Here is a 22,801-nt window from a genome sequence, read left to right as displayed (position 1 = left end):
TCAGCCATGCCTCCCCCTCTTCGGTTTCCCAAAACCCCGATTCAGGATGTCGGTTCCTACGGGCTTGCGCTTGCAGGTGGCGATGAACACTGCTTTTCGGGCGATGAATTAATTCCCCCACTGCACGCAGGCTTCGTTTTCCCTGGTCTGTAAGTGCGGCAAAAATGACGCGGCTGGTTGTCCGTATGGCTTGAGTCGTAGAGTTTTTTTTGTCATAAAACTGATGATACAGGAGATGCGGCAACCAGTTCCCATCTCCTCAGCTCCCTTCATCCTCAGACTCTATCGGTAGCATGACTGTCCCGCTTTAAGTGGGAAGCCCTGGGGCTGAAGCGCACGATGTTGCACGGGGAGATTTACCACGGCGAACAGTTCCTCTCCCCCGCCTATAGCCGGCGACCCACGGCCTACTATTGCGAGAAATCGGGGATTGGCCAAGCGCTGCTCAGCCTCGCCACCGGCCAGCCGCGGAAGATCGGGGTGCTTGGTTTAGGCGCCGGAACCCTCGCCAGCTACGGCCGGCCGGGCGACGAAATGCGTATCTACGAAATCAACGAACAGGTGCTCGACCTGGCCCGCAAGGACTTCAGCTACCTTGCGGATAGCGCAGCACAGATCGTTCCGGTGCTCGGCGATGGACGCCTGATGCTCGAAGGCGAAGCGGTCCAGCACTTCGACCTGCTGGCGATCGACGCTTTCTCCGGCGACTCGATCCCGACGCATCTGCTGACCATCGAAGCCATGCGGACCTATCTGCGCCACCTCAAGAGCGATGCTGTGCTGGCCGTGCATATCACCAACCGCTATCTCGACCTGCGACCGGTCGTCGCCGCAGCCGCCCAGCAGCTCGGCATGCGCGCCCTGATCGTCGAACTCGACGCGGATGCGGACGATGCCTTCTGCCGTGATTCGGTCTGGGTGATGATTGCCCGACCCGAACCTGCGGCGGGCCTGCTGGAGAAGATCAAGGGGGCCGTCCCGCTTGCGCCGCGACCGGGCTTCGCGGTGTGGACCGATGGTTTTTCCAACCTGCTGAAAATTCTGAAATGAGCGCCGGGTATTGCGCAGTGGCGCAGTGAATTGGGAGAAGGCACATGGACGGGCAAGGGATCTCTTCCGGAGCGAAACTGACACCAGTGACGGTGCTGGTGGTCGACGACCACCCGGCCTTGCGTGCCGGCCTGCGCAGCCTGATCGATTCCGATCCTGCTCTGCGTGTGCTGGCGGAAGTGGATAGTGGCGAGGCGGCCTACGCCGCTTACCGCAAGCACGTTCCGGACACCGTGGTCATGGACCTCAGCATGGAAGGCTTCGGCGGCATCGAAGCCATCCGACGCATTCGCGAGCTTGATCCACAGGCCGCCATCCTGGTCTATAGCGTGCACAATTCGCAGGTGCTGCTCGAACGAGCGCTCGAGGCCGGCGCCATGGGTTTCGTCACCAAGGGCAGCAAGGTCGAGACGCTGTTGCAGGGGCTCAAGCAAGTGGCGAAGGGCGAATCCTTCGTCAGCGCCGACCTGTTGCCGGCGCTGCTCGACCGTCACCGCCCGTCCGGTGCCGCGCAGTTCAACCGCCTGACGCAGCGCGAATTCCAGGTCTTCAGGCTGCTCAGCGAGGGTCACACGCTGTCCGAATGCGCGAGTATTCTCAATTTGAGCAGCAAGACGGTCAGCAACCATTTCACCCAGATCCGGGCCAAGCTCGGCGTTTCCAGTCTCGCAGAAATGGCACGCATGGCCATTCGTCAGGGTCTGGTCGAACCCTGATGCGAACCGGCCGCCATTTCAGCAGGGGTATCCGCGGTCGGCAGAATCACCCGCACGCGCGTGCCACCGTCGTGCCAACTGCGGATCTGCAGCGAGCCGCCGAGACTGAGGACGCGTTCGCGCATGCCGAGCAGACCGAAGCCCGCATGCGCTGCGTCCACGTCCATGCCGACGCCATCGTCCCGGATGAGCAGACGCAGCGACTCGCCGTGCTGCCGTCTGGCGAGGACGAACCGCAGCCGCTCGGCGTGCGCATGTTGCGTGACATTGTTCAGGCACTCCTGGACGATGCGATAGATGGCCACTCGCACCGGCGCTGCCGGGCAGACCAGCTCCCGATCCAGTGAGGCTCGCCACTCGATCTCCGGATGCTGTTGTCCCCAGACCTCGAGCAGGCTGGCAATCGCCTCGACGATGCCGGCGGCGTCGAGAATGCTGGGATGCAGACCTTCCATCAGGCGGTGCGACACCTGGTAGATGGCGCGCGCGGAATCCTCGATCGCCTGCGCGGCGGCCTTGATCCATTCGTGATCGTGTGCGCCATTGCGCAGAATGGCCCCGGCAAAGGCACGAATCGCCGTCAGGTGCTGGGAAAGTTCATCGTGCAGTTCACGGGCCAGCTCCGCTCGCTCACGCTCCTGCACCGAGATCAGTTCGCGCACCAGGCGAGTGTTCTCGTCAAGCAGGAGCTGCGTCGCCTCCTCGGCCAGCTTGCGCTCGGTGATGTCCTGGACGGTGCCGACCATGCGCAGGGCTTCTCCGTTCGCTGCGCACTCGACCTGACCGAGGCCATGCATCCAGCGCAGCGCGCCGTCGCTGGGTCGAACGATCCGGTACTGGCGGTCGAATATCCCTCGCTCGGCGATGACCTGGTGGAAGTAATCGAGCGTCGCCTGCCGGTCCGCCGCATGGAGCAACTCTCCCCAGCCGCTGACGGTATGTTCACATGCCGGGCCGATGCCGAATATCCGCTCCAGCATCGGACTGCCGATCCAGGATTCCGAGGGTAGTTCGATCAGGTAACTGCCGAGCCGGCCAAGCTCCTGGGCGCACTGCAGGGCCTGCTCGCTGCGCTTGATCAGGGTCACGTCCACAATCTCGACGAAGAACCCCTGCACCTCGCCGTTGATGATGTCGGGGATGTAACGGGCCAGTGCATGGTTCACCGAACGGCCATCCGGAGACGGAATGGCGCGCTCGAATTGCTGTGCTGCGCCACCCAGTACGGCTTCGATGTAGGGCAGGTTGAGACGGTAGCGTTCCTCGCCGATCACCTCGCGGATATGCTTGCCCGGGATCGTCGCCGGATCGATGCCGAACCAGTCGCGATAAGCGTGATTGGCGAAGCGGTTGCGCAGATTGCGGTCCCAGTAGCCGATCATCGACGAGACGCTGTTCAGCACCGCGTTCAGGTCGCGCTCATTCTGGCGCCGCTCGAAGCGATGCTCCTCGGGCACACTCTCGGCCAGCTTGTGTGCGCTGATGTCCCGATGACCGACGACCATTCCCTTGATGGCACCCAGCAAGGGGGTGGCGTAACATTCGAACCAGCGTTCGCGATCCGGAGAAGGGCAGGGGTACTCGAGCGTGAACAGCGTCTGTCGTCCCGCCAGAACCTGTTCACAGCCGCGCAGGGCAGCCGCTGCCAGCGAATCGGTAGCGGCTGCCCTGCGCACTGCCGCCAGGTAGTCGATGCCGACCCCGGCCGCCAGTGCCGCGCTGCCGCCGTTGCTTTCGGCAAAGCTGCACCATGCCTGGTTGACGCTGATGATCACGCCGAATTCGTCGAGCACGGCGATCGAATCGCACTGCGAGTCGGTCAGCGAGTGCATACGGCCCCCCGGCTGCGGGTGCATGTCTGCAGCGGTCGCCTTTGCGAGTCCCGCAGGCGGCTGGGCGGGGCCGTGTAGCAGGCTTCCTGTCGATCCTGGCGCCGGCCGCGTTCGGCGAAATCGCCATATGCCTTGCCGAAGACCGCAAGGGGAAGAGCGAACGGCACGTCCGCAAGCTGGCTGGTGTGCAGTGTGATCACAGGCGGATTATTACGCAAACGTACACCAACAGCGACCCTTGGCGTCGAATTCTCGCATTCTCGCATTCTCGCCTGGCCAGAGACGGGCACGCCGGTCGGGAAATTTTCCTGCCGGAAACGGGAGTATTACCACTAGCCGCAGCCTGCACCGCACGGGAGAATCCATACCGGGAGTCCAGGGATGGAATCGGGTGCGCCCGGTCATGACTGAAGAGACTTGGCTTCGGCTTCGAGCCTTGACAAGTACTCGGAAAGGAGTTGCGAATGAACGACATGAGACAGCCGTGGACGGCGGATGACGAACGGATCCAGACCTTTGTTTCGTGTGCATGCGCGGGAGACATCGGTGCGATGCGTGCCCAGGTCGCTGCGGGCTTTGACTTGAATGGCACCGATCGATTCGGCGATACGATCCTCGAACGGGTGATCAGCGACCTGGAATTCTGCTCCGAAACGCCGAAGTACGAGGTGGTCAAGGAATTGTTGCGGCTGGGTGCTGATCCACGTGCGCTCAGCAAGGATGGTTCCAGCCCACTGATCGTTGCGGTTCTGAACATGGACACCGAAATGTTGCGCATCCTGCTGGACGCCGGTGCTGATCCCAACGCCGTGAGAATGCACTCCAGTGATGAGTTGCTGTATGACTGGGCGGTCTTTGTTTATCGCTACGAGGTCTGGAATGTCAAACTGCCCGAAGAGGCCAAAGCGGTAGACCCGGCCGACAAGGATGCCTGGCTTCTCTATCTGGACAGCCTGGCGGTGAAGTACGGCAAACCGCGCCCCGAATATCTGCGTTTGTTGCGCGCGCGCGGTGCGCTTTCCATCTCCGAATTGCGGCAAGGCAGCAAGCCGGGGCAGGCGCGCAGCAAGCGCCTTGCCCCGCTGTGGGGAACAGAACCCGCTGAACCCCCGGCAAAACGAGTGCACTGAATCAGGCGACCCGGTTCTGCGGCTCGCCGCGGGCGAAGGCTTCGAGGTTGGCCGTCAATTGGTCGGTGAGAGCCTGCATCGCCGGCCGGCTGGCCCAGGCTACATGGGGGGTCAGCAGGAAATTCGGTAGCGCGAGCACTTGCGGTGCCAGCAGGACGTTGCCGGTGCTTGGCGGCTCGACGCTCAGGACGTCGAAACCGGCACCGGCGATCCAGCCCTGCTGCAGCGCCCTGACCAAGGCCGCTTCATCGACCAGGCCGCCGCGCGCCGTATTGATCAGCAATGCCGAAGGCCGCATGGTCCGCAACTCGGGTTCGCCGAGCAGGTGCTTCGTTTCGGGGGTCAGCGGGCAGTGCAGCGAGACCGCGTCGGCCTCGCGCAAGGCCTGCTCGAAAGCGGTGTAGCCGGGACGCACGCTCGGCGCACCCTTGCGCTCGCTGCGCAGCACACGCATGCCAAAGGCTTCGGCGAGCCGGATGACGCCGCCGCCGAGACTGCCGCTGCCGATCACCGTGAGTGTTGCGCCGTGCAGGTCGCGGATCGGATAATCGATACAACAGAACTGCCCGGAACGCTGCCAGTTGCCGGCAGCCACTGCCTGCCGATAGGCAACGACATTGCGCGACAACGCCAGCAATAGCGCGAAGACATGCTCGGGAACGGTATGCACGGCATAGCCGCGGATGTTCGAGACGACGATGCCGCGTCGGCGGCAGGCGTCGAGGTCGATGTTGTTGGTGCCGGTCGCCGCGACTGCGACCATCTGCAAATCCGGTAGCGCGGCGATCAGTCCTGCGTCGACCGGCAGCTTGTTGACAATCGCAATCGTCGCCCCGGCGAGCCGCTCTGCGACCTGCGGCGGCAGCGTTGTCGCATGTTCGACCCAGCAATGGGGAAAATCCGGCCGGCGTACGTCGGCGATGATCGACTCGCCTTCGAGGTAGACAATTCGGTGCATGGCATTCCTCTGAAAGTCGCGTCAGTGACTCACGAATCTCCCCTCCCCACTTGCGGGGGAGGGGTCGGGGGAGAGGGAAACGGTCATGACTTTCATGATCGGGGTGTCTGGAACAGTCATGACCGTTAGTCCACAAAAGGCTTGCCGTGGCGGGTGGCAATGGCCGCCACCTTGCTGCCGAGTGCAGGATCACCGGCAAACAGCAGCAGCCCCACTTCGGCGGCGCTACAAAGGCCTTCGATTGCCGCCAGATCACCGTGCAGGATGTTGAACACGCCGCCGGGAAAAGCACTGCGTGCCGTCAGCTCGGCCAGCGCAAATGCCGCCGAAGGGGCTTTCGGACTCGGCTTGACGACTACCGTCGCTCCCGCCAGCAGTGCCGGAACGGCTCTCTGCAGGGGCCCGAGCAGGGGCGCGCGGTCATCGCTGACCACTGCCACGACGCCGCTGTCGCCGGTCGCTGGGCTGCCGGCTGCGGCCGCCTGCAGCAGGTGTAGCGCCTGCTCGACCTCGGTCGACGCCGACGCAGCATCCCTGCCGGTTTCCTCGGAGATCAGGCCGGCAAAGTGTTCTGCATATCCCGCCAGCGCCTTGGCCAGCGCCGTCAGCAGCGCTGCCCTGGCCGCGACCGTCAGCGCCGCCCAGGCGGGCAGTGCGGCGTTTGCCGATGCGACGGCGGTTAGCGCCTGATCCGTGCCGCACAGCGGCGTACGGCGCCTGATCTGGCCAGTGCACGGATCACGGACATCGAAAAAAGGCCGGCGCCATCGTCAGATAGGCGTGGCCGTTGATCCACAGCGGAATGGCGAGGATTTCGTCGTTTTCGGTCATGGGATGCCTTGGCATTGCAGGGAGATAAAGAAAATGGTCGCAAGCGACCTAACAGGGGTAATCATAACTGGTCGCGAGCGGTAGCGCTTCAAACGCGCGTAAGGCACAAGCGGTCAGGACTTTTCTCCCTATGTCGCAGGCTGCCGACGGCGATGCAGTGTATCCGACGGGTATTCAGGCTTCTTGAGGGAGCGTTTCCCCCAGTTCTCGGATCCCCGCAGTAACCCGAGAACTGTCGGAAATTCTTACAGTTGAACCGGATCTGACGTTCAGAGTTGCTGTGACTACGTCGATGGACGATCATAATCCAATGTATTATTGGAACATTCTCTCTATCATAGACTTCTGGTACGAAACGTGCTTTGGAAAGGCTGACGAAGTGCTCATCATTGTGTTGGGCAGTGGAAGATTTCTTCGTGGGCGTGGCAAGCACCACTCTGGCTCGTAAATTCTGATGCAATCATTTTGGGAGAATAGTGGATGAACCTTAAGAACCACCTAAGTCAAAATCGGGCGCTGACTCTATTGGTGCTGCTGGGTCTGGGATGGAGCACTACTGCCATCGGCGCCTCGGTGACCTTGACCGGTACGATCCGGGACTTTTGCGCACCCAGTATCGGCTCCACCTGTACGCATTTGTCGGACTTCGAAGGTGCTGTGCCGGGTGTGGTCACTGGCATGGTAGGGAGCACATTGACGGCAGGCCTGCCGACAGCGGCTGGGTCAATCGTGGCCGGTGCGTCCACCGCGGCAAATTTTGCCAAGTGGTATGTCGACTCCCCCGGTTTCAATCTCTCGACCCCCACTTCACTCACCTTGACCGAAGGTCCGCCGGGAACTTTCACCTACAGCAGCGGGGCCTTTTTTCCGATTGACGGATTACTCTACGGCAATCAGGGCAACCCGCACAATTACCACTTCACGATGCATCTGGAGGGGCTGCTGTCGTTCAGCGATCCTACCCTCGGTGCGGACAAGCTCTTTACATTCACTGGCGACGACGACCTATGGATTTTCGTCGACGGAAAACTTGTGATCGATCTCGGCGGCGTGCATGGCGCGGCAAGCGCCAGCTTCACCGAGGAAGACTTGAAAACTTTGGGGCTGACAGCCGGTACACCATACGATCTCGACATCTTCTTCGCGGAGCGGCACACGGTGGCCTCGACTTTTGCGATCACCACAACCCTGGATATTGCTGCCCCTCCAGGGCTGCCCGAGCCGGGAACCTTGCTGCTTGCTTTCCCTGCGCTGGCCGCCCTGTTGTCACGCCGTCGGGGTGCGTCCTAAGGCAAAGGCACGACTCTAGCCCTTCAGGGCCAGGGCCCGCTGATACAGGACATTCTTTCCGACGCCGGTAATCGCGTGCGCTAGCCGGCTGGCCTGACGGATCGACAGGCCATCGTCAAGCAGCAGCTGCAACACGCGTTCGCCCTCGGCGCTTTGTTCGACCGGTGCTGCGCCGGAAACGAGCAGCACGAACTCGCCGCGCTGGCGATTGGCATCGGCCAGCAGCCAGGTCTGCGCTTCACCGAGTGCGCAGCAATGAATGCTTTCGAACAGCTTCGTCAATTCGCGAGCCAGGACCAGTGTACGTTCCGGTCCGAAGGCGACGAGCAAGGCGGCGACGGCTTCGAGAATGCGATGCGGCGCCTCGTAGAAGACCAGCGCATAGGGTAGTGGCGCGAGTTCCCGCAAGGCCTCGGCGCGCTGCCCGGCCTTGCTCGGCAGGAAACCGTAAAAGAGAAAATGGGCTTCGCCGAGCCCTGCCGCAGAGAGTGCGACCACCGCCGCGCAAGCCCCTGGCAAGGGGATGACGCGATGGCCGGCGGCGCGCACGCGCGCCACCAGCCGAGCGCCTGGATCGGACACCGCCGGCGTGCCGGCGTCCACCACCAGTGCGACCGACTCACCGGCGGCAAGGCGTGTGATCACCTGTTGAGCTGCGCCTTCCTCGTTGTGTCGGTGCGCCGGCAGCAGGCGCGCATTGCAGCCGAAGTGGCGCAGCAGTGGCGCACTGTGACGGGTATCCTCGGCGGCCACCCAGGGCACTTGCCGCAGGACTTCGATCGCGCGCTGCGTCATGTCGCCAAGGTGGCCGAGCGGCGTGGGAACGACATATAATGCGGGCGATTCTTTCGTCATGGGAGTCGGCTTGCAGGTGAGCGCTAAAGATAACACGAGCGGGCCGGCAGGACACCCCGCCATGCCATCCCTTCCCGCAGCTCCCGGTGCGATCGCCGAGGAACTGGCTGCGCGCTTCCTCGAACGGCAGGGTCTGAACGTGCTGACGCGCAATTATCGCTGTCGGGGTGGCGAGGTGGACCTGATTTGCCGAGAGCGGCGGGTACTCGTCTTCGTCGAGGTGCGCCTGCGCCGCAACGCGAGCTACGGCGGTGCGGCCGCCAGTATCACCACCGCCAAGCAGCGGCGTATCGTTCTTGCCGCGAAGCATTTCCTGAGCACCCATCCGGGCCGGGAATCCGATTGCCGCTTCGACTGCGTCCTGTTCGACGAACTCTCCGAAAAGGCCATCGAATGGATTCGCGATGCGTTTTTTGCGGTGTAGTACGCTCACGCTCCTCTGGCTGAGCCTGTGCTGGCACGCCGGTGCCGGCGAGACGGTCAGGGTGCTCGTGCAAAGCTCGCCGCTGGCCGGCAGCCAGTATTACGCCGTCGCTGAACTGTGGTCGCAGATCAAGCCCGGCGACCGTCTGACGCTGGTCCGCGAACCGGACAACCGTCATGACCGCAAGGCCATCCGCGTCGAATGGAACGGCCGCCCCCTCGGTTACGTGCCGCGCGCCGAGAACCGTGCCGTTGCCCAGGCGATCGATGCCGGCGAAAAACTCGAGGCGCGCGTTTCCCGCATGCGCGAAGACCCGAATCCCTGGCGCCGCGTCGAGTTCGAGGTGTTCCTGGTGCTCTGATGTTAGAATGGTCTTTCTTTCTTGCCCCAGAACACATTCACAGCCCATGGATTTGATCAGCCGTATCAGCGGGCACTTCACAGAGAGCGCGCAAACCAAGCTCGAAGCCGTCGAGTTGCTGGCAGCGCCAATTGCCGAAGCGATCGAGGCCATGGTCAGCGGTCTCCTGAACAACGGCAAGATCCTCGCCTGCGGCAACGGCGGTTCGGCAGCCGACGCCCAGCACCTGGCGGCCGAACTGGTCGGCCGCTTCGAGCTGGAGCGCCACGAACTCGCGGCGATTGCGCTGACCACCGACACCTCGGTCATTTCGGCGATTGCCAACGACTATGGCTACAAGGTCATCTTCGCCAAGCAGGTGCGCGCCCTCGGCCAGCCGGGCGACATCCTCGTGGCCATCTCCACTTCGGGCGATTCCGCCAACGTGATCGAGGCGATCAATGCCGCACACGAGAACGATCTGCGCATCGTCGCACTGACCGGCAAGGGCGGTGGCACCATCGGTGAGATCCTGCGCGATGGCGACGTGCACATCTGCGTTCCTGCGGAACGTACGGCACGCATTCAGGAAATACATCTATTGATCATCCACTGCCTTTGCGATGGCATTGATTGTCTGCTCATGGGAGTTGAAGAATGAAGAAATTTCTCGCCACCAGCCTGCTGCTCGGCGCGGTACTGCTGCCGATGCTGCAGGGCTGCCTGCCGATGCTCGCCGCCGGTGCTGGCGGCGGCGCCCTGGCGGCCTTCGACCGGCGATCGCTGGGCACCCAAACCGACGACGAAAGCATCGAATGGAAGGCCAGCGCACGCGTCAGCGAAACGGCTGGCGACCACTCGCATATCAACTTCACCAGCTTCAACCGCAAGGTCCTGATCTCCGGAGAGGTGCCCTCCGAGCAGATGAAGGCAGAAGTCGAGCACATCGTCACCGGCGTGCCACAGGTACAAGGGGTTTACAATGAGCTCGCTGTCGGCCCGGTCAGCTCTTTCTCGGCGCGCAGCAACGATTCGTATGTGACGACCCGGGTCAAGAGCCGCTTCGTCGACGCAGGCAAATTCAACGCCGTGCATGTCAAGGTGGTGACCGAGGCAGGGGTTGTCTATCTCCTGGGTCTGGTCAGCCAGCGCGAGGCCGACGCAGCGATCCAGGTGGCGCGAACCACCAGCGGTGTCAAGAAGGTAGTGACGCTGATGGAGATCATTCCCGATGCCAAGGTCAAAGAACTGGACATCAGCATGCCTGCGCCCAAGCCGCAGGCGAGCCCGCCGGCCAGCAGCGGCTAGGCAGGGCAGGACTTGCCGTGTTCACCAAGCTGGCACAAGGATGCCAAAAACCGAACCAGGATTCGCGGCAAGGCGAAAGCCGTCAGGACGCCGCCCCGCGCTCGATGACCACGCCGACGCGCTGCACGCCGCGCATCATGCCAAGTTTGGCAATCGAGACGCGCACCCAGGTGGCACCGAAGTCCTCCAGCAGCAGGGTGGCCACATACTCGGCAAGCCTTTCGAGGAGGTTGAAATGGCGGGTTGCGAGTTCGCTGCGCAGACGCTCGACCACCAGCGCGTAATCGATGGTGTCGCCGATGTCGTCGCTGGCGCCGGCGCTGGCGGTCGAGGTGCCGATCTGCAGGGAGATTTCCACCATCTGCGGCATTGCCTTTTCGCGCGGGTAGATGCCGATCAGCGTCGAGGCGCGAAGGTCGTTGATGAAGATGATGTCCATGAGGCCATGCGCCAGGTCGGTGTAGAATTGCCTGTCGGGCGAGCAGTCCGCAGCGCAGCGACAGCGCGCGCATTCTAACACTCTAACGGTCATGACTTTTCCAGGCACCCCCGATCATGAAAGTCATGACCGTTTCCCTCTCCCCCGACCCCTCCCCCCCGCGAGGGGGGGAGGGGAGATTTGTGAGTCGCTGACGCGTTTCACATTAACCCAGAGCCCCCCCGACACATGCCGCCTTACCTGATCACCTTTCTTGCGGTTCTTGCCGCTTATCTGCTGGGTTCCGTCTCCTTCGCACTGGTCGCCAGCCGACTTTTCGGTCTTGCCGATCCGCGCAGCTATGGCTCGAAGAACCCTGGAGCGACCAATGTGCTGCGCAGCGGTCACAAGGGCGCCGCCATCTTCACCCTGATTGGCGACGCCGCCAAGGGTTGGCTGGCGGTTTTTCTCGCCGATCAGCATGCGGCCGACTACGGCCTCTCCGGCTACACCGTCGGACTCGTTGCACTGGCGGTCTTTTTCGGCCATCTCTACCCGGTTTTTCTCGGGTTCAAGGGCGGCAAGGGCGTGGCGACTGCCGCCGGCGTGTTGCTGGCGATCAACCCCTGGTTGGGCCTGGCAACGCTTGGCACCTGGTTGCTGATTGCCTTCACCCTGCGCTATTCGTCACTGGCGGCACTGGTTGCGGCAACGGCAGCACCCATTTACGGCTTTCTCCTGTGGGGGCGCGATTCCCTGCTGCTGGTGATCGGCATCATTGCGATGGCGCTGATCGGCAAACACTGGCAGAACCTGCAACGCCTGATGGCCGGCAGCGAGCCGAAAATCGGCAACAGGAAGTAGCATCGTGCGGCGTTTCAGGTGCTGATTTCCCCCTGGCTGATTCTCCCGGTGGGCTCGGGTCAGTCCTCCGCATCCCGGTCATTCACTCCGTACTCCCGGTCGAGATGGTTCATGTAGCGGGCGTACCACCAGATGATCAGCACGTAGATCACCGGTGCCCCCTGGGCAGCCATGTAGAAACCGAGAGGAAGCCCCAGCAGGGTGATGTTCGCCAGGTCGCGGGCAAAGTAACTGACGACAAAGGTCACGACAAACCAGATTGCCAGCAGCAAGGCCGTCATCCTGAGGTTGCGCCGCCAGTAGTCCTGCTGCTTTCGCCTGCGTTGCACGCACTGCTCCCTGGCTACGGAAAACTGCGCCAGACCCCGGCGGCGGCGATGCTGCTCGCCCTCGGAGCAGCGATCACCAATGGTCAAACTCCGGGTAACGGACACTTTCGACAAAATTCTGTGTTTCCTGGCTGGGCGGCCTGTCGAACAGGCTGACCACGATGATCGTCAGAAAGCCGGCAGCGACGCCCCACACCCCGGCCGCAGTGGACTGAATCCCCAGCCAGGGTTCCATACCGAACCCGTGGATTCCCAGCCACGGAATGGCATCGAAATGGACGCGCACCATGTAATATATGGTCACCAGCAGGCCAATCAGCATGCCACTGACGGCACCTCTGGGCGTGGCCCGCTTCCAGAAGATGCCGAGAATCAATGCCGGAAAAAAAGCCGATCCCGCCAGTGAAAAAGCCCAGGCGACCATGAACAGGATGGTCGCCGGCTTCTGCGAGGCGACGCTGGCCGCCAGTACGGCAACCACCAGCAGCAGTGATTTGGAAACCACCAGCCGCCATTGCGTGCTCGCGTTGGGACGAAAAATCTTGTAATAGACGTCGTGCGCCAGAGCACTGGCAATCGTCAACAGCAGCCCGTCAGCAGTGGACAGGGCAGCGGCGAGCGCACCGGCCGCCACCAGGCCGGAAATAACGTAAGGCAGGCCGGCAATTTCCGGGGTTGCCAGCAGGATCACATCGGGGTTGAGCGACAGTTCGGCGAGTTGCAGGATGCCGTCGCCGTTGATGTCCTCGATCGAGACCATGCCGATCTTGCCCCACGAATTGACCCAGACCGGCAATTGCGCCATCGATGATCCGACCAGACTCGTGTACACCTCGTACTTGGCAAAAGCCGCATAGGCCGGTGCCGTCAGATACAGTGCCAGGATGAACAACAGCGACCAGAACACCGAGTTACGCGCTTCGCGTACGCTGGGCGTGGTGTAATAACGCATCAGCACATGCGGCAGGGCAGCGGTTCCGACCATCAGGCAGAACACCAGGCTCAGAAAGTTCAGGCGAGCGTCGTCATTGACCGCCTCGCCTTTCCCCGGATACGGGGTCAGATGGTGATCGGGTGCTGCGCCGCGCTGCGCTGCCTGACGCATCAAACCATCCCAATGGCTGCGTGCCTCTTCGCTGCTCTTGGGCAGATCCCGGCGCTGCCGCTCGAGGCTAACCACATCACGCATTTGCGCGTTGCTGCTCTTCAGATCGTCGATTCGTCCGCTCAGGCTGCGCCGCTCTTCCTCCAGTGAGTCCGGCAGCGTCAGGATGCGGTCGTAGTAGCCATCCGCACGCTCGCGAAAGAGGCGGCGGGCGTCAAGTTCGGATGGGTCATCGAAGATTCTTTCCTCGAGAAGCTGCACGGTTTGCAGTACCTGTCCGTAGGTCAGCTGCGGAACCGGAATGCCGGTGACCTGGTACGAGAGAATGGTCACTGGCACCAGATAGGCGACAATCAGGATGGCGTACTGGGCCACCTGTGTCCAGGTGACCGCGCGCATGCCACCCAGGAAGGAACACACCAGGATGCCGGCGAGTCCGACAAATACCCCGACCTCGAATTGCAGGCCAACAAAGCGGCTGGTAATCAGCCCGACACCATAGATCTGTGCAACCACATAAACGAAGGACGCCAGGACGGTCGCAAAGACACCGACCAGCCTGGCCAGATTGCCACCATAACGAGCGGCGAGGAAGTCCGGAATCGTATATTGGCCAAAGCGGCGCAGGTAAGGCGCCAGCAGCAGGGCAACCAGAACGTAGCCACCGGTCCAGCCCATCACGTAGGCCAGGCCCTGATACCCCGACAGGTAGAGCGTTCCGGCCAGACCCATGAACGAGGCCGAACTCATCCAGTCGGCGCCGGTGGCCATGCCGTTGAATACCGCCGGCACGCGCCGGCCGGCGACGTAGTACTCCGAAACGCTGGCAGTTCGCGCCAGCACGCCGATCGTTGCGTACAGGAAGATGGTCAGAAATAGAAAGGAATAACCGATCCAGCGTGGTGGCATGCCATGCCGCTCGAGCACCGCCAGTGTACCGATGAAAATGAAGAAACCGGCAGTGTAGTAGGCGTAATAGCGACGCAGCGGGACAGTGTAGTCGGCCATTGCGCAGTGCCCGCCTAGCCGCTCTGATGCATGTGGCGACGCGCCTTCTCAAGGTCGAGCAGGCTGGCAGGAGTCGTAAAGCCTTTGCGCGCGCCACTGGCGATCGTGATCTGCAACAACTGGGCGGTGGCGTAAGCGTCTGAAACAGCGTGATGACGGCGGATACTGGTGATGGCAAAGTGGTTCAGCCAGGCGTCGAGCCCCGTCTCGGTATGCTCGACATCACGAAACAGATCGGGCATCACCCACGCCAGGTCGATCCATGGTAGCCCCAAGTCGATACCGAGGTTTTCTGCCAGAGTGCGTTCGATCATCGCGGCAACAAACGGAACGTTGTACGCAAGCAGTGGTGCCTTGCCGACAAAGTGCAGAAAGGAGATCAGTGCGTCGATCGAAGGTGCGCCGGCCACCGGCTCCGGATGTTCCGCAGGATCGTCTGCCGGCGCTGCAGGTTCCAGGACGAGATGAAAGGCATCCTTGAAGTCGATCTGCCCGTTGACCACCGCCAGCGCACCAATCGCGCAGAGGCGATCCGTTTTGACGTTGATTCCCGTCGTTTCGACGTCGACCACCACGTAGCGGCAGCGATAGTGCGAGCGCCGCATGTCTTGATCGGGCAATTGGCGCCAGGCGGCGAGCAACTGCTGCTGTCTGGCGGTCAACGCCGGGCCAGTGGTTTCCTGGCCACCGAATAGTCTGGAATACCAGGCCATGATCAGATCTGGTAATCGAGTTTCAGGCGCGCCTGCAGTTTGCGTGCCTGTCGGAAAGCTTCTTTGAGAATCCGCCGTTCAATTTCGTTCAGTTCGTCCGGTCGGATCAGATTGTCACCGGCGCGCCCGTGCTCCTGCTCAAAATGCTGGTGCCGCAAGCGCAACAACTGGATGAAGTTGAAACCTTCGAGGCTCGCGGCTACGTCCTCTGGAGAAATATTCATCAAGGCGCCGGCGCGTTTGATGCGCGCGACCGTGTTCGTCGCCTCGACCTGACGCGCCAGCGCAAAAACCCGTGCTGCGTCGGTGAACAGGCGGACGCCGTACTTTTTCAGGTCGATGGTCCCGGGATGCTCGCGATCAGCGCCAGTCACGAAGTCACGTATCCTCCCCAGCGGCGGTGACACACTGAGCGCGTTCTGCGCCAGCATGCGCAGGAACAGGGGATTGCCGTTGGTCTGTCGGAACAGCGAAATACGCATCCGGTGCGCCAGATTGAAGCGGCCGTAGAGCGGGCGAAAGTCGAAGAAAATCGTGGCGTTGAGCAAAGCCTGTGGCTCCGGTGTGCGTACCCACTGGGCGAATTTCTCCTCCCACTCCTCGAGCGTCAGGCACAGGCTGGGGTTGCTCGCCATGATGTTGCCCTTGCACAGCGGGAAGCCGCAGGTGTCGAGATCGGCATTGACATCACGGGCGAAATCGAGAAAACGCAATTGCGTCTGCTCGCGATCCATGATGTCGGTACAGATATAGACAATTCCGTTATCCTGATCGGTAGTGAAGGTCTGTTCATCGCGCCCCTCCGACCCGAACGACAGCCAGGTCCAGTCGATGCCGTAGAGGTCATGCCGATCCAGGTTCAGTTCGATGATGCGGCGAGTCACGGTATCGTTGAGGGTCGAAATGAATTGCGTGATTTCCTGTCCGCCGACCCCTTCGGCGAGCATCGTCAGCGACAATTGGCGGACATCCTCACGGGCATGCTGCAGCACTTCGAGACTGCTTGCTGCGTCGATCGCGTGCCGGATCTGCCGCAGACCGGCACCCTGCAGCTTGAACAGATCACGCTCTGAAACCACACCCCTGAGGCGCCCACCCTCATCCACCGCGAGCACATGGCGGATGCCGTGCATGGCCATGGTCAGCGCTGCATCGTGGGCGTTTGCGGCCAGTGGCAAGGTCTGCGGCAAGTCCGACATGACCGAGGAGATCGGTTGCTCCAGCGAGGTACCCGGCAAGACGATTCGCTTCAGCACGTCCGAAAGCGTAAAGATGCCAAGCGGTTGCTCTCCGGCATCGACGATCACCATCGACCCCAGGTGGCGGTCGGCCATCAAGGCAACGACCTGGCGAATCGATGTCTCCGGCGCCACGGAAACCGGTTCCCGCTTGACAATCGCGGCGAGTGGCGAATTCATCGTTCTCTGCTCGGCAGCGCGCTGGGCAAACTGCAGTTGCAACTGCTGTTGCGAGTGCTTGAGCAGGCCGGCGATGTGCTGGCTGCAGAAGAGATTGAAAACCGTGCTCTTCTGGGTCAGGGTAAAGAAGTCGTCGACCGGCAATTCGTAGCAGAAAACCTCCTCGCGTGCCACGTAGACACTCGAAGCGGGGTGCTGCGCCATCAGCGCCCCGATCGCGAAGGCCTGACCAGGGCCGAGCGTGCTCGGTGCAGAGTCGGCGTTACTGGCGCCGCCGCTGGAGCGGACTCGCACCCTGCCGTGCTGCAGAATGTAGAGGGCGCGCGCAACCCCCATCTCACTCGAGAGAATCCGCGCACCTTTGGGGTAATGGGCAAGGGTGACATGTTCTGCAAGAAAGCAGAGTGCCTCCGCCTCCATACGATCAAAAGGCGGGTGGGCCTGCAGGAACCGGATGCATGCCGAAACCAGCATTTCCGTCGCGCTGTTGCTCATACCAGTTCCTCTATCGCCACCACAGGCCGGTACATGGATGGCGCCGGCCTGAAACCTGCTTTTGCGGCCGGGCGTGCAAGCGCAGCGCCCGGTCGCCTGGGAGGTCTAGATCAGCCGCGTAGTTGCTCCAGAATCGCCGGGTTTTCCAGCGTCGAGACATCCTGCGCAGCCGTTTCTCCCCTGGCGAGGGAGCGCAACAGACGACGCATGATCTTGCCGGAACGCGTTTTGGGCAGGTTTTCGCCGAAGCGCAGATCTTTCGGTTTGGCAATTGGACCGATCTCGCGTCCGACGTGGTCCTGCAACTCCTTGACCATCTTCTTCGCCGTTTCGCCGGTCGGCCGCGGACCCTTCAGAACCACAAAGGCACAGATCGCTTCGCCGGTCAGATCATCCGGGCGACCAACGACGGCAGCTTCCGCCACCATCGGGTGTGAGACCAGCGCAGACTCGATCTCCATGGTTCCCATGCGGTGACCGGAAACATTCAGCACATCGTCGATACGGCCGGTGATCGTGAAATAGCCGGTGTGAATGTCGCGGATCGAACCGTCGCCAGCGAGGTAGAGCTTGCCGGCGAAATCATCGGGGTAATAGGATTTGTGGAAACGCTCGGGATCACCCCAGATGTTGCGAATCATCGCCGGCCAGGGCTTCTTCACGACCAGCAGACCCCCCTTGCCCCAGTCGAGTTCGGTGCCGGTTTCGTCGACGACAGCCGCCTCGATACCGGGGAAAGGCAAGGTGCAGGAACCCGGCACCAGCGGGGTCGCCCCCGGCAGCGGGGTGATCATGTGGCCGCCGGTCTCGGTCTGCCAGAAGGTGTCGACGATCGGGCAGCGACCGCCACCGACGCTGTCGTAATACCATTGCCAGGCGGCCGGGTTGATCGGTTCGCCAACCGTACCGAGCAGGCGCAGCGACGACAGGTCGTACTGGGTCGGCGCGACCGACGGATTGGTATCGGCCGCCTTGATCAGCGAGCGGATGGCGGTCGGCGCGGTGTAGAAGATGCTGACCTTGTGGTCCTGGATCATCTTCCAGAAACGGCCGGCATCCGGATAGGTCGGGATGCCTTCGAAAACCATCTCGGTGCCGCCGCAGGCCAGCGGCCCGTAGGTGATGTAGGTGTGACCGGTGACCCAGCCAATGTCTGCGGTGCACCAGAAGAGATCGTTCGGCTTGAGGTCGAAGGTCCACTTCATGGTCAGGATGGCATGCAGCAGGTAGCCGCCTGTCGAGTGCTGCACGCCTTTCGGTTTGCCGGTCGAACCCGAGGTGTACAGGAGGAACAGGGGGTGCTCGGCGCCGACCCATTCCGGCTCGCAAACCTCGGACTGGCCGGCGATGACGTCGTGCCACCAGAGGTCCCGACCGGCAAGCATGTGGCAGGCACCGCCGGTACGCTGAAAGACGATCACGTCCTTGACCGACTCGCAGCCGCCGAGCGCAATGCCCTCGTCGACGGCCGGCTTGAGCGGGATCTTCTTGCCACCACGGCATTGTTCGTCGGCAGTAATCACCGCCACGGCACCGGCATCGTTGATCCGGTCACGCACCGACTGCGCCGAGAAACCGCCAAATACGACCGAGTGAATGGCGCCGATACGCGCGCAGGCCTGCATCGCGACAATGCCCTCGATGCCCATCGACATATAGATCAACACCCGGTCGCCCTTTTTGATGCCACGCGCCCGCAGGCCGTTGGCAAACTGGCAGACGCGGGCCAGCAGTTCCTGGTAAGTGATCCGCTTGACTTCGCCATCATCGGCTTCGAAGACGAGCGCCACTTTGTCGCCGAGACCGGCTTCGATGTTACGGTCCAGACAGTTATACGAAACATTCAGCGTACCGTCGGCAAACCATTTGAAGAAGGGCGCCTTGGACTCGTCAAGTACCTGCGTAAACGGCTGTTTCCAGGTGACGTGTTCGCGGGCCAGGCGGGCCCAGTACCCCGTGTAATCGTTTGCTGCCTCGGCACACAGCGCCCGGTAGGCGTCCATGCCCGAAATGGTGGCCTGCTTGACAAATTCGGCAGAGGGCTCAAAAAATTTTACGGCCTCGTTCAATGACATGTCCCATCTCCTGTTTGGTATTGGTAGAGAATTCAAGAAATCGATGCTGCAATTAACGAAAAGAACCCGTCGCTCGCGACCTCCGTCTAACGTTTAACGCCTAGCGGAAGGCAAATCATACGCTGCTAGCCCTGCCCCGTGTCACGCCAAGTGGGTCAGATTAAACGCCGCCAATCTTACACACCACTTACGGCATGTCCGGCAACGCAACGCAAACAGGCCTTGATGCTAAAATCCCGCATCCAATCTGTTGACCCTGAAGAAAATGGCCTCCTTGAAACCTGCCGTAGACAAACTCGAAATGTTCATCTTCTGGAGCCGCTGGCTGCAGGCGCCGCTGTATCTGGGGCTGATCATCGCCCAGGGCGCCTATGTCTATCTGTTCATGATCGAACTGTCGCACCTGATTCAGAACCTCTTTTTCAGCAGCACGCGGATCAGCGAGACCGATGTGATGCTCGTCGTCCTCGGCCTGATCGATGTGGTGATGATCGCCAACCTGCTGATCATGGTGATCATCGGCGGCTACGAAACCTTTGTCTCCCGACTCGACCTCGAAGGCCACCCCGATCAGCCGGAATGGCTTTCGCATGTCAATGCCGGGGTGCTCAAGATCAAGCTGTCTACGGCGATCATCGGCATCTCGTCGATCCATCTGCTGAAGACCTTCATCAATGCAGCGAATATGAGCGAGCACACGATCATGTGGCAGGTCATCATCCACGCCCTCTTTCTGTGCTCGGCGCTGGCCATGGCCTGGGTCGACCGCATGATGACCCAGACCATCCTGCTCGGAAAAAATGCCGCACGCTGCAGCACACTGAACAGACACCCGCCGCGGGGAGGTGCCCCGCGGCCACCCACGAGAGAGAGCCTGAAATGACCACGATCAAGCAGGAAGACTTCATCCAGAGCGTTGCCGACGCATTCCAGTACATCAGCTACTATCATCCGCTCGACTACATCCAGGCGCTCGGCGCCGCTTACGAGCGCGAGCAGAGCCCAGCAGCCAGGGATGCGATCGCCCAGATTCTCACCAACAGCCGCATGTGTGCCGAAGGCCATCGCCCGATCTGCCAGGATACCGGCATCGCGGTGATCTTCCTCAAGGTCGGCATGGACGTCAGATGGGACGCCAGCCTGTCGGTCCAGGAAATGTGCGACGAGGGCGTGCGCCGCGCCTACAACAACCCGGACAACAAGTTGCGGGCCTCGGTGCTGCTCGACCCGGCCGGCGCGCGCAAGAACTCGCGCGACAATACGCCCGCAGTCGTGCATTACGAGATCGTTCCCGGCCATCACCTCGAAGTCATCTGCGCCGCCAAGGGGGGAGGCTCGGAAAACAAGTCCAAGTTCTACGCGCTCAACCCATCGGACTCGATCGTCGATTGGGTTCTCAAGACGGTACCGACGATGGGCGCCGGCTGGTGTCCACCGGGAATCCTTGGCATCGGCATTGGCGGTACGCCCGAGAAGGCCATGCTGCTGGCCAAGGAATCACTGATGGCGCCGGTCGACATCCACGAATTGATCGCCCGCGGCGCGAGCAACCGCGTCGAGGAACTGCGTCTGGAGCTTTACGAAAAGGTCAACGCACTGGGAATCGGTGCGCAGGGCCTCGGCGGACTGACGACCGTCCTCGACGTCAAGATCCTCGACTACCCGACGCATGCGGCCAGCTTGCCGGTGGCGATGATTCCCAACTGTGCTGCGACGCGGCACGCGCACTTCCATCTCGACGGTTCAGGGCCGGCCATTCTGACACCACCGGACCTTCGTGAATGGCCCCAGGTCAACTGGACGCCGAACACCGAGACCTCGACGCAGGTCAACCTCGACACGCTGACACCGGCCGAGGTCGCCTCCTGGAAACCCGGTCAAACGCTGCTGCTCAACGGCAAGATGCTGACCGGCCGCGACGCCGCCCACAAACGCATCCAGGACATGCTGGCGAAAGGCGAAAAGCTGCCGGTCGACTTCACCAACCGCGTCATTTATTACGTCGGTCCGGTTGATCCGGTTCGCGACGAGGCCGTTGGCCCGGCCGGCCCAACGACCGCCACGCGGATGGACAAATTCACCGAGATGATGCTGGCCCAGACCGGGCTGATCTCGATGGTTGGCAAGGCCGAGCGTGGCCCGGCCGCGATCGAAGCGATCCGGAAACACCAGTCGGCGTATCTGATGGCTGTCGGCGGTGCAGCGTACCTGGTCGCCAAAGCGATCAAGACTGCCAGGGTGGTCGGTTTCGCCGATCTCGGAATGGAGGCAATTTACGAATTCGACGTCAGGGACATGCCGGTGACCGTCGCGGTGGATTCGACCGGAACATCGGTACACAACACCGGACCGAAGGAATGGCAGGCCAGGATCGGCAAGATCCCGGTCGCCGTCGTCTGAGTTTCCGGGAGTCACAGGCGGGGAGCCGGCTCCAGGCCGGCTTTGCGGGAGGGAAAAGGCATGGCGATAGAGCGGCACGGAACGACACAGCGGTATTCAGACATTTGCGCGTACGGGAACACCATCTATCTCGTCGAAACGCCGCAAACGCTGGACAGCAACGTCGCCACCCAAACACGCGAGGTTCTGGCCAGCATCGAAAAGCTGCTCGAAAAAGCGGGGAGCGACAAGACACGCCTGCTGATGGTCACCATTTATCTGCGCGACATCGACGATTCGATCGCGGTCAATGCGGTCTGGGACCGGTGGATTCCGCGCGGCACCGCGCCGGTGCGGGTCTGCGTCGAAGCCAAGCTGGCCCATCACGACTTCCTCATTGAAGTTGCCGTCGTTGCCGCTCGCTAGCTGCCTGGCGGCGCCAGCGGCGCAAACCTCTGCCTGAGCCGATGATTGGCATTTTCGACAGCGGTATCGGCGGACTTTCGGTATTGGCCGCCATTGCACGTGCGCTGCCGCGCGCGGATCTGGTGTACCTTGCCGATACGGCTCACCTTCCCTATGGGGACAAGGATGACGCCTACATTCGCCGGCGCGTGCTGACGATCGGCAATCATCTGGTCGATCAGGGCTGCGGGGTCATCGTCGTCGCCTGCAACACCGCCACCGCGGCAGCGGTTGCGGCCTTTCGCGAACACTTTCCCAAGCTTCCCGTGGTCGGCGTCGAGCCCGGCGTCAAACCTGCAGCGGCCATGTCGCGCAGTGGTCGAATCGCTGTCCTGGCGACGCTGTCGACGGCGCGCAGCGAGCGCTTGGCACAGTTGATCCGGCAACACGCAGGCAGCGTCCAGGTCGAGATCGAGGCCTGTCCCGGCTGGGCCACCCGCGTCGAAACCCTGTACCTCGACGACCCGGATTTCGTCGAGGACGCGCGTCGTCATCTGGCGCCCCTGCTCGCTGCCGGCGTCGATCAGATTGTTCTTGGTTGTACCCATTACGCCTTCCTCTGTCCGGTGCTGGAACCGATTGTCGCCAAGCAGGCAACGCTGGTTGACGTTGCCGACGCCGTTGCCCGCCAGTGCGTTCGCCTGGCCGGCGCCGACGCACTCGGGCAAGGCCGACTGACGCTGCTGGCTACCGCCCAGCCGGAAAGACTGCAGGCCGCTTTGCCCGCACTCGGCCTGCGCTGGCTGGACGACCGCCTGTACAGCGCCGCGCGTCTGGTCGTCGCCTGAGCTTGACGGA

The 22,801-nt window shown here is 62.0% G+C and carries 23 protein-coding genes and 1 pseudogene; 13 read left to right on the top strand and 11 right to left on the bottom strand.

What is annotated here, in order from left to right:
• Positions 1-244, bottom strand: a pseudogene (locus E4Q08_RS24075) (hypothetical protein); the annotation flags it as partial.
• A 95-nt stretch (positions 245-339) separates the two neighbouring features.
• On the opposite strand from E4Q08_RS24075, the gene E4Q08_RS13825 reads away from it, so the two are divergent.
• Entirely contained in the window at positions 340-1,050 is a 711-nt protein-coding gene (locus E4Q08_RS13825) for a spermidine synthase (RefSeq protein WP_248594915.1), read from the top strand.
• Positions 1,051-1,094: 44 nt separating this feature from the next.
• Complete coding sequence (locus E4Q08_RS24070; RefSeq protein WP_211203425.1) at positions 1,095-1,766, top strand: response regulator; 672 nt, start codon at positions 1,095-1,097, stop codon at positions 1,764-1,766.
• Here E4Q08_RS24070 and E4Q08_RS13815 read toward each other — a convergent pair.
• A complete protein-coding gene (locus tag E4Q08_RS13815) occupies positions 1,745-3,598 on the bottom strand; it encodes a PAS domain-containing protein (RefSeq protein WP_169070792.1) in 1,854 nt (617 codons plus the stop codon). The two genes, E4Q08_RS24070 and E4Q08_RS13815, sit on opposite strands and share 22 nt — an antisense overlap.
• Positions 3,599-4,062: 464 nt before the next feature.
• On the opposite strand from E4Q08_RS13815, the gene E4Q08_RS13810 reads away from it, so the two are divergent.
• Positions 4,063-4,728, top strand: coding sequence for an ankyrin repeat domain-containing protein (locus tag E4Q08_RS13810; RefSeq protein WP_034912799.1), 666 nt, complete (start codon positions 4,063-4,065; stop codon positions 4,726-4,728).
• Position 4,729: 1 nt separating this feature from the next.
• Here the strand turns inward: E4Q08_RS13810 and E4Q08_RS13805 are convergent, their stop codons facing one another.
• Entirely contained in the window at positions 4,730-5,686 is a 957-nt protein-coding gene (locus tag E4Q08_RS13805) for a D-2-hydroxyacid dehydrogenase (protein WP_169070791.1), read from the bottom strand.
• A 125-nt stretch (positions 5,687-5,811) separates the two neighbouring features.
• Positions 5,812-6,390: an aldehyde dehydrogenase family protein gene (locus tag E4Q08_RS13800; protein ID WP_248594916.1), complete on the bottom strand. Its 579-nt coding sequence runs from the start codon at positions 6,388-6,390 to the stop codon at positions 5,812-5,814.
• Positions 6,391-6,997: 607 nt separating this feature from the next.
• On the opposite strand from E4Q08_RS13800, the gene E4Q08_RS13795 reads away from it, so the two are divergent.
• A complete protein-coding gene (locus tag E4Q08_RS13795; RefSeq protein ID WP_169070790.1) occupies positions 6,998-7,807 on the top strand; it encodes a fibro-slime domain-containing protein in 810 nt (269 codons plus the stop codon).
• Positions 7,808-7,822: 15 nt separating this feature from the next.
• Here E4Q08_RS13795 and rsmI read toward each other — a convergent pair whose 3' ends face one another.
• Positions 7,823-8,662: a 16S rRNA (cytidine(1402)-2'-O)-methyltransferase gene (gene rsmI / locus E4Q08_RS13790; protein ID WP_169070789.1), complete on the bottom strand. Its 840-nt coding sequence runs from the start codon at positions 8,660-8,662 to the stop codon at positions 7,823-7,825.
• 61 nt (positions 8,663-8,723) lie between these two features.
• Between rsmI and E4Q08_RS13785 the strand changes: the two genes are divergently transcribed.
• Genes E4Q08_RS13785 through E4Q08_RS13770 form a run of 4 tightly spaced genes read left to right on the top strand, consistent with a single transcriptional unit; the run spans position 8,724 to position 10,734 of the window.
• Complete coding sequence (locus tag E4Q08_RS13785) at positions 8,724-9,086, top strand: YraN family protein (RefSeq protein ID WP_034910072.1); 363 nt, start codon at positions 8,724-8,726, stop codon at positions 9,084-9,086.
• Positions 9,067-9,447, top strand: a complete 381-nt coding sequence (locus E4Q08_RS13780; RefSeq protein WP_034910073.1) for an HIRAN domain-containing protein — start codon at positions 9,067-9,069, stop codon at positions 9,445-9,447. The genes E4Q08_RS13785 and E4Q08_RS13780 overlap by 20 nt, the downstream gene beginning before the upstream one ends.
• A 46-nt stretch (positions 9,448-9,493) precedes the next feature.
• Positions 9,494-10,087, top strand: a complete 594-nt coding sequence (locus tag E4Q08_RS13775) for a phosphoheptose isomerase (protein ID WP_034910074.1) — start codon at positions 9,494-9,496, stop codon at positions 10,085-10,087.
• Positions 10,084-10,734: a BON domain-containing protein gene (locus E4Q08_RS13770; RefSeq protein ID WP_034910075.1), complete on the top strand. Its 651-nt coding sequence runs from the start codon at positions 10,084-10,086 to the stop codon at positions 10,732-10,734. Before E4Q08_RS13775 ends, E4Q08_RS13770 begins: the two co-directional genes overlap by 4 nt.
• A gap of 82 nt (positions 10,735-10,816) precedes the next feature.
• Here E4Q08_RS13770 and E4Q08_RS13765 read toward each other — a convergent pair whose 3' ends face one another.
• Complete coding sequence (locus E4Q08_RS13765) at positions 10,817-11,173, bottom strand: dihydroneopterin aldolase (RefSeq protein WP_169070794.1); 357 nt, start codon at positions 11,171-11,173, stop codon at positions 10,817-10,819.
• A gap of 228 nt (positions 11,174-11,401) precedes the next feature.
• On the opposite strand from E4Q08_RS13765, the gene plsY reads away from it, so the two are divergent.
• Positions 11,402-12,016, top strand: a complete 615-nt coding sequence (gene plsY / locus E4Q08_RS13760) for a glycerol-3-phosphate 1-O-acyltransferase PlsY (RefSeq protein WP_034912493.1) — start codon at positions 11,402-11,404, stop codon at positions 12,014-12,016.
• A 59-nt stretch (positions 12,017-12,075) separates the two neighbouring features.
• On the opposite strand, the gene E4Q08_RS13755 is transcribed toward plsY, so the two are convergent.
• The 5 genes from E4Q08_RS13755 to acs all read right to left on the bottom strand — a co-directional run bounded on the left by E4Q08_RS13755 (position 12,076) and on the right by acs (position 19,159).
• Positions 12,076-12,345 carry a DUF4212 domain-containing protein gene (locus E4Q08_RS13755; protein WP_169070787.1) on the bottom strand — a complete coding sequence of 90 codons (270 nt, stop codon included), beginning with the start codon at positions 12,343-12,345 and terminating at the stop codon, positions 12,076-12,078.
• A gap of 73 nt (positions 12,346-12,418) precedes the next feature.
• Positions 12,419-14,458 (bottom strand): sodium:solute symporter family protein, encoded by a 2,040-nt coding sequence (locus tag E4Q08_RS13750; RefSeq protein ID WP_169070786.1) that lies wholly within the window; start codon positions 14,456-14,458, stop codon positions 12,419-12,421.
• Positions 14,459-14,472: 14 nt separating this feature from the next.
• Positions 14,473-15,171: a 3'-5' exonuclease gene (locus tag E4Q08_RS13745; RefSeq protein ID WP_169070785.1), complete on the bottom strand. Its 699-nt coding sequence runs from the start codon at positions 15,169-15,171 to the stop codon at positions 14,473-14,475.
• Positions 15,172-15,173: 2 nt separating this feature from the next.
• Complete coding sequence (locus E4Q08_RS13740) at positions 15,174-17,084, bottom strand: putative nucleotidyltransferase substrate binding domain-containing protein (protein WP_169070784.1); 1,911 nt, start codon at positions 17,082-17,084, stop codon at positions 15,174-15,176.
• Positions 17,085-17,194: 110 nt separating this feature from the next.
• Positions 17,195-19,159, bottom strand: coding sequence for an acetate--CoA ligase (gene acs, locus E4Q08_RS13735; RefSeq protein ID WP_169070783.1), 1,965 nt, complete (start codon positions 19,157-19,159; stop codon positions 17,195-17,197).
• 265 nt (positions 19,160-19,424) lie between these two features.
• On the opposite strand from acs, the gene E4Q08_RS13730 reads away from it, so the two are divergent.
• The 4 genes from E4Q08_RS13730 to murI are packed head-to-tail and all read left to right on the top strand — an operon-like array spanning position 19,425 to position 22,791.
• Positions 19,425-20,042, top strand: coding sequence for a TIGR00645 family protein (locus tag E4Q08_RS13730; protein WP_169070782.1), 618 nt, complete (start codon positions 19,425-19,427; stop codon positions 20,040-20,042).
• Positions 20,039-21,559 (top strand): fumarate hydratase, encoded by a 1,521-nt coding sequence (locus E4Q08_RS13725; RefSeq protein WP_169070781.1) that lies wholly within the window; start codon positions 20,039-20,041, stop codon positions 21,557-21,559. Before E4Q08_RS13730 ends, E4Q08_RS13725 begins: the two co-directional genes overlap by 4 nt.
• 60 nt (positions 21,560-21,619) lie before the next feature.
• Positions 21,620-21,964: a RidA family protein gene (locus tag E4Q08_RS13720; protein WP_169070780.1), complete on the top strand. Its 345-nt coding sequence runs from the start codon at positions 21,620-21,622 to the stop codon at positions 21,962-21,964.
• A 41-nt stretch (positions 21,965-22,005) separates the two neighbouring features.
• On the top strand, positions 22,006-22,791 hold the full coding sequence (gene murI / locus E4Q08_RS13715) for a glutamate racemase (RefSeq protein WP_034908474.1): 786 nt from the start codon (positions 22,006-22,008) through the stop codon (positions 22,789-22,791).
• The last annotated feature ends 10 nt before the right edge of the window (positions 22,792-22,801 follow it).

Source organism: Candidatus Accumulibacter contiguus (assembly GCF_012940005.1).
Lineage (GTDB): Bacteria > Pseudomonadota > Gammaproteobacteria > Burkholderiales > Rhodocyclaceae > Accumulibacter > Accumulibacter contiguus.
The sequence above is the reverse complement of the archived record's forward strand: the minus strand, read 5'-3'. Positions and strand labels throughout refer to the sequence as shown.

Bases quoted from the DNA above. Each gene is read 5' to 3' on its own strand.
- rsmI (WP_169070789.1), bottom strand. From the start codon at position 8,662: ATGACGAAAGAATCGCCCGCATTATATGTCGTTCCCACGCCGCTCGGC.
- E4Q08_RS13815 (WP_169070792.1), bottom strand. From the start codon at position 3,598: ATGCACTCGCTGACCGACTCGCAGTGCGATTCGATCGCCGTGCTCGAC.
- E4Q08_RS13765 (WP_169070794.1), bottom strand. From the start codon at position 11,173: ATGGACATCATCTTCATCAACGACCTTCGCGCCTCGACGCTGATCGGC.
- E4Q08_RS13720 (WP_169070780.1), top strand. From the start codon at position 21,620: ATGGCGATAGAGCGGCACGGAACGACACAGCGGTATTCAGACATTTGC.
- E4Q08_RS13750 (WP_169070786.1), bottom strand. From the start codon at position 14,458: ATGGCCGACTACACTGTCCCGCTGCGTCGCTATTACGCCTACTACACT.
- E4Q08_RS13775 (WP_034910074.1), top strand. From the start codon at position 9,494: ATGGATTTGATCAGCCGTATCAGCGGGCACTTCACAGAGAGCGCGCAA.
- E4Q08_RS13770 (WP_034910075.1), top strand. From the start codon at position 10,084: ATGAAGAAATTTCTCGCCACCAGCCTGCTGCTCGGCGCGGTACTGCTG.
- acs (WP_169070783.1), bottom strand. From the start codon at position 19,159: ATGTCATTGAACGAGGCCGTAAAATTTTTTGAGCCCTCTGCCGAATTT.
- E4Q08_RS13740 (WP_169070784.1), bottom strand. From the start codon at position 17,084: ATGAGCAACAGCGCGACGGAAATGCTGGTTTCGGCATGCATCCGGTTC.
- E4Q08_RS13810 (WP_034912799.1), top strand. From the start codon at position 4,063: ATGAACGACATGAGACAGCCGTGGACGGCGGATGACGAACGGATCCAG.
- E4Q08_RS13795 (WP_169070790.1), top strand. From the start codon at position 6,998: ATGAACCTTAAGAACCACCTAAGTCAAAATCGGGCGCTGACTCTATTG.
- E4Q08_RS13805 (WP_169070791.1), bottom strand. From the start codon at position 5,686: ATGCACCGAATTGTCTACCTCGAAGGCGAGTCGATCATCGCCGACGTA.
- murI (WP_034908474.1), top strand. From the start codon at position 22,006: ATGATTGGCATTTTCGACAGCGGTATCGGCGGACTTTCGGTATTGGCC.
- E4Q08_RS13780 (WP_034910073.1), top strand. From the start codon at position 9,067: ATGCGTTTTTTGCGGTGTAGTACGCTCACGCTCCTCTGGCTGAGCCTG.
- plsY (WP_034912493.1), top strand. From the start codon at position 11,402: ATGCCGCCTTACCTGATCACCTTTCTTGCGGTTCTTGCCGCTTATCTG.
- E4Q08_RS24070 (WP_211203425.1), top strand. From the start codon at position 1,095: ATGGACGGGCAAGGGATCTCTTCCGGAGCGAAACTGACACCAGTGACG.
- E4Q08_RS13730 (WP_169070782.1), top strand. From the start codon at position 19,425: ATGGCCTCCTTGAAACCTGCCGTAGACAAACTCGAAATGTTCATCTTC.
- E4Q08_RS13825 (WP_248594915.1), top strand. From the start codon at position 340: ATGTTGCACGGGGAGATTTACCACGGCGAACAGTTCCTCTCCCCCGCC.
- E4Q08_RS13745 (WP_169070785.1), bottom strand. From the start codon at position 15,171: ATGGCCTGGTATTCCAGACTATTCGGTGGCCAGGAAACCACTGGCCCG.
- E4Q08_RS13785 (WP_034910072.1), top strand. From the start codon at position 8,724: ATGCCATCCCTTCCCGCAGCTCCCGGTGCGATCGCCGAGGAACTGGCT.
- E4Q08_RS13725 (WP_169070781.1), top strand. From the start codon at position 20,039: ATGACCACGATCAAGCAGGAAGACTTCATCCAGAGCGTTGCCGACGCA.